This window comes from Pseudomonas sp. LS-2 (assembly GCF_003605735.1).
Lineage (GTDB): Bacteria > Pseudomonadota > Gammaproteobacteria > Pseudomonadales > Pseudomonadaceae > Aquipseudomonas.
In genome coordinates this window covers 65,647-75,088 of the sequence record NZ_QXTJ01000041.1, presented here as the reverse complement: position 1 = coordinate 75,088, position 9,442 = coordinate 65,647, and the positions used below count along the sequence as shown (strand labels likewise).

Annotated in this window: 3 protein-coding genes; all 3 read left to right on the top strand. The window is 60.2% G+C overall.

Going from position 1 to position 9,442, the window contains the following annotated elements:
* Positions 1-151: 151 nt before the first annotated feature.
* The 3 genes from recC to recD are packed head-to-tail and all read left to right on the top strand — an operon-like array spanning position 152 to position 9,410.
* Positions 152-3,637, top strand: coding sequence for an exodeoxyribonuclease V subunit gamma (recC, locus tag D3M70_RS27205; RefSeq protein WP_120128911.1), 3,486 nt, complete (start codon positions 152-154; stop codon positions 3,635-3,637).
* Entirely contained in the window at positions 3,634-7,335 is a 3,702-nt protein-coding gene (gene recB / locus D3M70_RS27200; RefSeq protein WP_120128909.1) for an exodeoxyribonuclease V subunit beta, read from the top strand. The genes recC and recB overlap by 4 nt, the downstream gene beginning before the upstream one ends.
* Complete coding sequence (gene recD, locus D3M70_RS27195) at positions 7,332-9,410, top strand: exodeoxyribonuclease V subunit alpha (protein ID WP_120128907.1); 2,079 nt, start codon at positions 7,332-7,334, stop codon at positions 9,408-9,410. The genes recB and recD overlap by 4 nt, the downstream gene beginning before the upstream one ends.
* Positions 9,411-9,442: the final 32 nt, after the last annotated feature.

Sequence of the window (9,442 nt, the reverse complement as noted above, 5' to 3'; positions counted from 1 at the left end):
ATGTGAGAGTAGGTCATCGTCAAGATTAAATTCCGAAACCCCATTTGCGAAAGCAGATGGGGTTTTGTTTTTGCGCGTAGAAAAGCTGACCTGCTACAGCGCGGCCCCCTCTGTTAGTCTTCACCCTCTCCAAAACGCCAAGGAAGCTGCTATGCCGGTGACATCCAATCTCAACCCCGGTTTCATGGTTGTTCATGGCAACCGCCTGGATGAACTGCGCAGCCTTGTGGTGTCGTGGATGCGTCGCTACCCGTTGACTCCGCTGGAGAACGAAGTCGCGCTGGTACAAAGCAACGGCATAGCCCAATGGCTGAAGCTCGCGTTGGCTGAAGATGCTCAAGAGGATGACCAGGGTGGATGTGGCATCGCCGCCGCAATCGATGTGCAGCTTCCCGGCAGCTTCATGTGGCAGCTTTATCGCGCTGTGTTGGGGAAGGATGAGATTCCGGAAACCTCTCTGCTAGACAAGGCACCTCTGACGTGGCGGCTGATGCGCCTGCTTCCCGCACTGATCAATCAACCCCACTTCGAACCCCTGCAACGTTTTCTGACGGCCGATACTGATCTGCGTAAGCGTTATCAATTGTCCGAGCGTTTGGCAGACCTCTTCGATCAGTATCAGGTCTATCGTGCCGACTGGTTGGAGGATTGGGCCGCAGGCAAGCACCAGTTAAAGAGCGTACGAGGGGAGATCAAACCCCTCAAACCCGAGAACTGCTGGCAAGCAGAGCTTTGGCGAGCGCTGCTGCACGATGTGGGAGCTCAAGGCATGGCGCAGAGCCGGGCAGGCGTGCACCAGCGTTATATCGAACGCGTCAACAGCCTGACCGAGGCTCCAGCAGGTTTGCCTGCGAGGGTGATCGTTTTCGGTATTTCATCGCTGCCCGCTCAGGCTCTGGAAGCCCTGGCGGGTCTTGCCCGTTTCAGCCAGGTTTTGCTGTGCGTTCATAACCCCTGTCGTCATCACTGGGCAGACATCGTCGCCGACAAGGATTTGCTGCGTCATGAGTACAAACGTCAGTCTCGCAAAGCGGGAATGCCGGTGACGCTCAACCCGGATGCGCTGCATCAGCATGCACACCCTTTGCTTGCCGCATGGGGCAAGCAAGGTCGCGACTACATCAACCTGCTCGACAGTCATGACGACCCCAACAGCTACCGTTCTATTTTCCGTGACGGCCGTATCGACCTGTTCAGCGAAAGCGATCCCCACACGATCCTCAATCAACTGCAGGACGATATCCTTGAGTTGCGGCCGTTGAACGAGACCCGCGAGCGTTGGCCTGCAGTCGACATCAAGGCAGACCGCTCGATCCGCTTCCATGTCGCCCACAGTGCCCAGCGTGAGGTCGAGGTGTTGCACGACCAATTGCTTGCGCGATTCAGCAGTGACCCTGACCTGCGTCCGCGGGACATCATCGTGATGGTTCCGGACATCGACAGCTATGCGCCACACATTCGCGCCGTTTTTGGTCAACTGGATCGCGATGATCGTCGCTTCATACCTTTTACTTTGGCAGATCAGGGACAACGTGGCCGCGATCCTCTGCTGATCGCTGTCGAACACCTGCTGAAAATCCCGGATAGCCGCTTCCCGGTCAGCGAGATTCTCGATCTGCTGGATGTCCCTGCCTTGCGCGTGCGCTTCGGTATCGACGAGCGCGACTTGCCGACTCTGCACCGCTGGATTGAAGGTGCAGGCGTGCGCTGGGGGCTCAATGCAGAGCAGCGTGAAGGCCTTGGACTGCCCGAGGCCCTGGAGCAGAACAGCTGGCATTTCGGCTTGCGACGCATGCTTCTGGGCTATGCAGTCGGAGCAGGGGTTGCTTATGACGGTATTGAACCCTACGACGAAATTGGCGGGCTCGATGCAGCACTGATCGGGCCGTTGGTTGCGCTGATCGATGCGTTGCAGGTCGCTCACCATGAGCTCTCGCAAGCCGCTACACCACCGGTTTGGGGAGCGCGTCTGCAATCGCTCATGCAACTGTTCTTTGCACCTGAAAGCGAACACGACGATTACCTGCTCGGCCAGTTGGAAACCTTGCGCGAGACCTGGCTTGAGACCTGCGAGACCGTCGGCCTGCTGGAAGAGCTTCCGCTGACCGTTGTGCGTGAGGCCTGGCTCGCGGGGTTGGATCAGGGGCGTCTGTCGCAGCGTTTCCTCGCGGGCTCGGTCAACTTTTGCACGCTGATGCCGATGCGGGCGATTCCCTTCAAGATCGTCTGTCTGCTGGGCATGAACGATGGCGACTATCCCCGCGCTCAGCCGCCGCTGGATTTCGATTTGATGGGCAGTGATTATCGCCCCGGCGACCGTTCGCGCCGTGAAGACGATCGTTATCTGTTGCTCGAGGCGCTGCTCTCTGCCCGCGATCAGCTGTACATCAGTTGGGTGGGGCGCAGTATTCGCGACAACTCCGAGCGACCGGCCTCCGTGCTCATCGGCCAGTTGCGTGACCATCTCGCCAGCGGCTGGCGCCTTGCCGGTGCCATAGAACCTGAAGACGAAAAGAAGCATGACCCCGGTCAGCAGTTACTGCACAAGCTGACCCTCGAACACCCGCTGCAACCGTTCAGCGCCAAGTATTTCCAAGAGAGTCTGGAGTACTTCAGCTTCGCGCGCGAGTGGCAGGTCTTGCACGAAACCGCCGATGAAGCTGGCGAGATCAAGGCGCTGGAAAAGCATGAACAGGAAGAGCCTCTGAGCCTGATGCAGCTGCAGGATTTTTTACGCAACCCGGTTAAACACTTCTTCAGCCAGCGATTGAAAATCTTCTTCGAAGTTGCCGAAGCGCCACTCGCCGATGAGGAGCCCTTTGTACTCGATGCCCTTGAACGCTATGGATTGAGCGACAGCCTGCTGCAAGCTGCGCTGACCGACCCTGAGCATACCGACGAGTCACTCAAAGCCCAGGCAACGAGGTTGCAGGCCAGCGGTCTGCTCCCGATGGCCGGATTCGGCATACTCTTGCAGGACGAACTCATCGAGCCGCTACCGGACCTGATCCAGCGCTACCAGGATCTTCTGTTCAAGTGGCCCGAGCGGCTCAACAGCGCACTACCGGTGAGCTACGAACATCAGGGCATCGCGCTCGATGGCTGGCTCGACGGGCTTTATCAGAATACGCAAAACCAGTTACTCGCCGTGACCGCGATACCTAACGCCATTGGTGGCAAGAAGAGCCGCAAGTGGCATCGTTTGACCAAACCCTGGGTTAATCACCTCGTTGCCTGCGCATGCGATCTTCCATTGACGACTGCCTTGGTCGCCAGCGACGAAACCCTGTTATTGCCGCCCCTGGATAAAGCCACCGCGACACGGACGCTCGATGACTTGCTGCTTGCCTGGCAACACGGCATGCAACGACCGCTGCCTGTGGCGGTGCAGACAGCATTCGCCTGGCTGGGTCAAAGCGACGAAGTCAAAGCACAGGCCGCGGCTCGCAAGGCGTATGACGGTGATGGTCAGAACAGCAAAGGGGAGCGGGAAAAGAGTACCGCGCTGGCTCGACAGTTCCCGGACTTCGACGCGCTGCTGGATACCGAAGAATTCGTCGGCTGGTGCGAGTCGCTCTACAAACCGATATTCGACGCGCCCTGGCAATCCCTGTCCAGCGAGGAGGCCGGAGCATGAGTGAGGTTCAACAACCGTTGGCGCTGCGCTTCCCGCTCAAGGGCAGCCAGCTGATTGAAGCGAGTGCGGGGACCGGCAAGACGTTCACCATTTCGGCACTTTATCTGCGTCTGGTTCTGGGACATGGAGGCGAGCTGTCCGGCTTCGGTCGAGAGCTGCTGCCTCCGCAGATTCTCGTGGTGACGTTCACCGACGCAGCCACCAAAGAACTTCGTGACCGTATTCGTACGCGATTGGCAGAGGCTGCGCGTTTCTTCCGGCAAGAGATCGAAGCGCCCGACGCGCTGATTGCCGATCTGCGCAACGAATTCGCTGCCGAGCAATGGGCCGGTTGCGCAAGCCGCCTGGACATCGCTGCGCAATGGATGGACGAGGCCGCCGTCTCGACCATTCACAGTTGGTGTCAGCGCATGCTGCGTGAGCACGCATTCGACAGCGGCAGCCTGTTCACCCAAAGCCTGGAAACCGACCACAGCGATTTGCTCGGTGAAGTCCTGCGCGATTACTGGCGCAAGTTCTGTTATCCCATGAACGGCGATGCGCTGGTTTGGGTACGCGCTAACCTGAAAAGCCCGGCAGATTTATTACCCCGCGTTCGCGCACTGTTTGGTCGTGAGCGCGAAGTCGTTACGCAATCCCCAGCGCAATTGATCGAACAGTCGATCCAAGAACGTCGCGAAGCGCTCAAAGCACTGAAGTCGCCGTGGGCCAACTGGGCTGCAGAGTTGCACGCGATCTGCATCGATGGCGTGAAGTGCAAGGTGGTCGATGGACGCAAGATGCAGGAGCGCTACTTCAAGCCTTGGTTCGACAAGCTGATCGCCTGGGCGAACGATGAGGAACAGGAGCAGCTCGATCTCGGAACGGGTTTCACTCGCCTGACGCCCGACGGCATCGCCGAAGCGTGGAAGAACAACCCGCCTTCGCATCCCGCGTTCGAAGCGATGGTCGAATTGAAGGTCGCACTCGATACGTTGCCCACGCCCGATGCTGCCGTTCTCGAACACGCTGCCCAGTGGGTAGGCGCACGCTTTGAAGAAGAGAAACGACGCCGCGCCGAAATGGGCTTCGACGACATGCTGTTGCGTCTGGATGCGGCCCTGCGCGGCTCTGGGGGCGAGCGTCTGGGGACCCTGATTCGTGAGCAATTCCCGGTCGCGCTGATTGACGAATTCCAGGACACGGACCCGGTGCAGTACCGGATCTTCGACAGCATTTATCGCCTCGAAGCCAACGACGAAAGCACGGGTCTGTTCCTGATCGGCGACCCTAAACAGGCAATCTATGCCTTCCGTGGCGCCGATATTTATACCTACTTGCGCGCACGCACGGCCACTACCGGGCGGTTGCACATGCTGGGCACCAACTTCCGTTCCAGCCACGCGATGGTCGAGGCTGTGAACCATGTCTTCATGCGCGCCGAGACGAGCAGTAGCGGACGCGGCGCGTTTCTGTTTCGCAGCGGTGCGGATGAAAACCCGGTGCCGTTTCTGAACGTTGGGTCGCAGGGCCGCAAGGAGGCGTTCCAGCTCGATGGAGAGGTCGTTGCGGCGCTCAATGCCTGGCAGCTGCAAAGCGAGCAGCCGGTCTCCGGCGCAGCGTATCGTCAGCAGTTGGCTGCCAGTTGCGCGAGTGAAATCGTGCGCTTGCTCAACGCAGGCCAAGAGGGACGTGCCGGGTTTGCCAAGGCTGGTGAGCGGCTCAAAGGCTTGTTGCCCGCCGACATCGCGATTCTGGTTCGCGATGGCAAAGAGGCCCAGGCGGTGCGCGGTGAACTGTCGGCTCGCGGCGTGCGCAGTGTCTACCTGTCGGACAAGGACTCGGTGTTTGCCGCGCAGGAGGCCCACGACTTGCTTGCCTGGCTCAAGGCGTGTGCCGAACCGGACGCCGAACGCACGCTGCGAGCGGCTCTAGCCTGTATCACGCTCGATCTGCCGCTGGCCGAGCTTGAACGGCTGAATCAGGACGAACTGGCGTGGGAAAACCGCGTCATGCAGTTCCGCGATTATCGGCGGATCTGGCGGACCCAGGGCGTACTGCCGATGCTGCGGCGCCTGCTGCACGACTTCAAATTGCCGCAGGCACTGGTTCAGCGCGGCGATGGCGAACGGGTGCTGACCAACCTGCTTCATCTGTCCGAGTTGATGCAGCAGGCCGCTGCGGAACTCGATGGCGAACAGGCGTTGATTCGTCACTTGGGCGAGCACCTGGCACTGTCGGGGCAGGCGGGCGAAGAGCAGATCCTGCGTCTGGAAAGCGACGAGCAACTGGTCAAGGTCGTGACCATTCACAAGTCCAAAGGGTTGGAATATCCGCTGGTTTTTCTGCCGTTCATCTGTTCGACCAAGCCCGTGGACGGCAGTCGGCTGCCGTTGCATTTTCACGATGCCCAAGGGCATGCACAGGTCAGTCTGAAACCCACCGCTGTGCTGATCGAACAGGCCGATGACGAACGTCTGGCCGAGGATCTGCGTCTGCTCTACGTCGCCCTCACGCGGGCTCGACACGCTTGCTGGTTGGGCATCGCAGACCTTAAACGCGGCAATACCAATGGCTCCATCCTGCACCGCTCGGCGCTGGGGTATTTGCTGGGCGGGGGCGACGCTCTGGCGCAATCGTCGCAACTTGGCGATTGGCTGCGCTCCCTCGCGAAGGATCAGCCGACGATAAATGTCGACACCGTACCTGAGCCAACCGCAGAGACCTTTGTCGCGCCGCGGAGCGAGGCGGCATTGAGCAAGCCGCGCATGCCTCGGCGCAGTGCCCGGGAAAACTGGTGGATCGCCTCCTACAGTGCCCTGCGTATCGGCGACACCATCACCGACAGTGGCGATCAATCCCCCGACAGCCCGCAGGCGCAAAAGCTGTTCGACGATGAACGCCTCGATCCTGAAGCGCCTCGCGAAGTGATGGCCAGCGGCGGTGACATTCACCGGTTTCCGCGTGGGCCCAATCCCGGCACCTTCCTGCACGGTCTGTTGGAGTGGGCCGGGGAGAAAGGCTTTTCTGTCGCAGCGCGAGAGCCGGCGACGCTGGAGAAGGTCGTTGCCCAACGTTGCAACCGTCGCGACTGGAAAGGCTGGATCAACACCCTTACCGATTGGTTGCAGCATCTGCTGAATATGCCGCTGCGTCTGGGGGGTGAGGCTGCGCCAGTGGCACTGCGCGAACTGGACCAACCCAATCAATATCGCGTGGAGATGGAGTTCTGGTTCGCCTGTTCGAAAGTCGACGTGGCGCAGATGGACGCGCTGGTTCGGCGCTACACGCACAACGGCGCACCCCGTGCAGCAGCGGAGACCGTTTCGCTCAATGGCATGTTCAAGGGCTTCATCGACCTTACATTCGAGCATCAGGGGCGGTATTACGTGGCCGATTACAAATCCAACTGGCTGGGTGTCGACGACGATGCCTACACCGGGCAGGCGATGGAAAACGCGATTCTGGAAAACCGTTACGACCTGCAATACGTTCTCTATCTGTTGGCATTGCACCGCCAGTTGAAGGCGCGTCTGGTGGACTACGACTATGACCGGCACATGGGCGGCGCGTTGTATCTGTTCGTCCGTGGCGCTCGTGCGGCGAGTCAGGGCGCCTGGTTTACCCGACCGCCTCGCGAGCTGATCGAGGGCCTTGACCTGCTGTTTCAGGGCCGCACGCTGATCGAGGAAGAAGCCGTGTCAGGAGACTTGATATGAGTCGCACGTTCGCTCACTTATTGCCTTCGGCTCTGGACGCTGAAACTCTCGCCGGACTCGACCCGCTGAGTAGGGTTAACGACTTGTTGCTGCTGCTCGAACGCTGGGTCGAGCGCGGCTGGCTGCGAGCACTGGACAAGGCGTTCGTGGCGTTCCTGGCCGACCTCGATCCTGAGGCTGACTCGTTGGTGCTGCTCGCTGCGGCGCTGACCAGCCATCAGTTGGGTCACGGGCATGTCTGTCTGGATCTGTACGAAACCCTCAAGGAGCCGGACTTCGCTCTGTCCCTGCCGCCCGAAGGCGATGTGTTGTCGACGCCGATGTTGCTGCCCTCGGCCCTGCTCAAGACGCTGGATGGCGCGACCTGGTGTCGTGCGCTGGCTGACAGCACCCTGGTGGCGAAGGCGGGCGACAACAGTGAAGCCTCGGCGCAGAAGCCATTGGTGTTGTCTGAGCGACGCTTGTACCTGCGACGCTACTGGACGTATGAGCGCCGCATCGATGCAGCGCTGCACCGCCGGCTGGCTCAGGCGGAACCGGCACCGAGCGATCTGGCGCAACGTTTGAATGCGCTGTTCGGACCCGCTGATCCTGGGGTGATCGACTGGCAGAAACTGGCCTGTGCGCTGGCAACGCGGGCGGCTTTCAGCATCATTACCGGCGGACCCGGAACCGGGAAGACCACCACCGTCGTGCGGCTGTTGGCGTTGCTGCAATCGCCTGCGGTCGAGCGCGGCAAACCTCTGCGCATTCGTCTGGCGGCACCGACGGGCAAAGCCGCTGCGCGTCTGACGGAGTCCATCAGTCATCAGGTGCAATCGCTGAAGGTCTCTGAAGACGCGCGCCAGAAAATTCCCAGTGAGGTGACCACAGTCCACCGTTTGCTGGGCAGTCGTCCGGGAACTCGGCATTTCCGTCATCACGCGGGTAATCCGCTGCCGCTGGATGTGCTGGTGGTCGATGAGGCCTCGATGATCGACCTGGAGATGATGGCCAATCTGCTGGATGCCTTGCCGCCGCACGCACGTATGGTGCTGCTCGGCGACAAGGATCAACTGGCTTCGGTGGAGGCTGGGGCGGTGCTGGGCGATTTGTGTCGCGATGCGGAGGCGGGGATGTACAGCCCGCAGACCCAGGCATGGCTGGAGTCGGTCAGCGGCGAAGACCTGAGCAAAAGCGGCCTGCAGCAAGGCGACAGCGTTCAACATACGCTGGCACAGCAGGTGGTGATGCTGCGCCATTCTCGGCGTTTCGGGGAAGGAAGCGGCATCGGCCAGTTGGCGAAACTGGTCAACCAGCAGCAGGATCAGGATGCCCGCGCCTTGCTGGCTGCGCGCACCTATCCGGATCTGTTTTCGCTGGCACTCAAGGGCGAACAGGACCGTGCGTTGTCGCGATTACTGCTCGATGGCCACGGCAACGGTCCGCAAGGCTATCGCCATTATCTGGGCGTGATGCACGCGCAGCGACCGCAGAATGTTGCCTCGATCGACGATCCGCGTTGCATCGAATGGGCAAGAAAAGTGCTCGATGCCTTCGATGAATTTCAGCTGCTCTGCGCGGTGCGAAAAGGGCCGTGGGGTGTTGAAGGGTTGAATCAGCGCATCACACAGACGCTGTTCAATGCGCAGCTGATCGAGAGTGATCAGCAGTGGTACGAAGGCCGTCCGGTATTGATGACGCGTAACGACTACGGTCTGGGCTTGATGAACGGCGACATTGGCATCGCGCTGCGTTTACCAGAGGGCACACCTGAGGAAAATCGGCAGGCCTTGCGCGTCGCGTTTCCACGCAACGATGGCAGTGGCGGCGTGCGCTTCGTGTTGCCAAGCCGGCTCAACGACGTTGAAACGGTGTATGCCATGACCGTTCACAAATCCCAGGGTTCGGAGTTCGCGCATACCGCATTGATCCTCCCCGAGGCGCTGAACCCGGTGCTGACCAAAGAACTGATCTACACCGGGATCACGCGGGCGAAGAACTGGTTCAGTCTGGTCGAGCCGCGCCAAGGGGTGTTCGAAGAAGCGCTACGGCGCAAGGTCAAGCGACTAAGCGGCTTGATGCTGGATTTGTGAACTTACTCCATAACCTGCAGCAGTCCGGCTCG

Excerpts from the sequence above, each read along its gene's own strand:
- recC (WP_120128911.1), top strand. The coding sequence starts at position 152 with ATGCCGGTGACATCCAATCTCAACCCCGGTTTCATGGTTGTTCATGGC.
- recB (WP_120128909.1), top strand. The coding sequence starts at position 3,634 with ATGAGTGAGGTTCAACAACCGTTGGCGCTGCGCTTCCCGCTCAAGGGC.
- recD (WP_120128907.1), top strand. The coding sequence starts at position 7,332 with ATGAGTCGCACGTTCGCTCACTTATTGCCTTCGGCTCTGGACGCTGAA.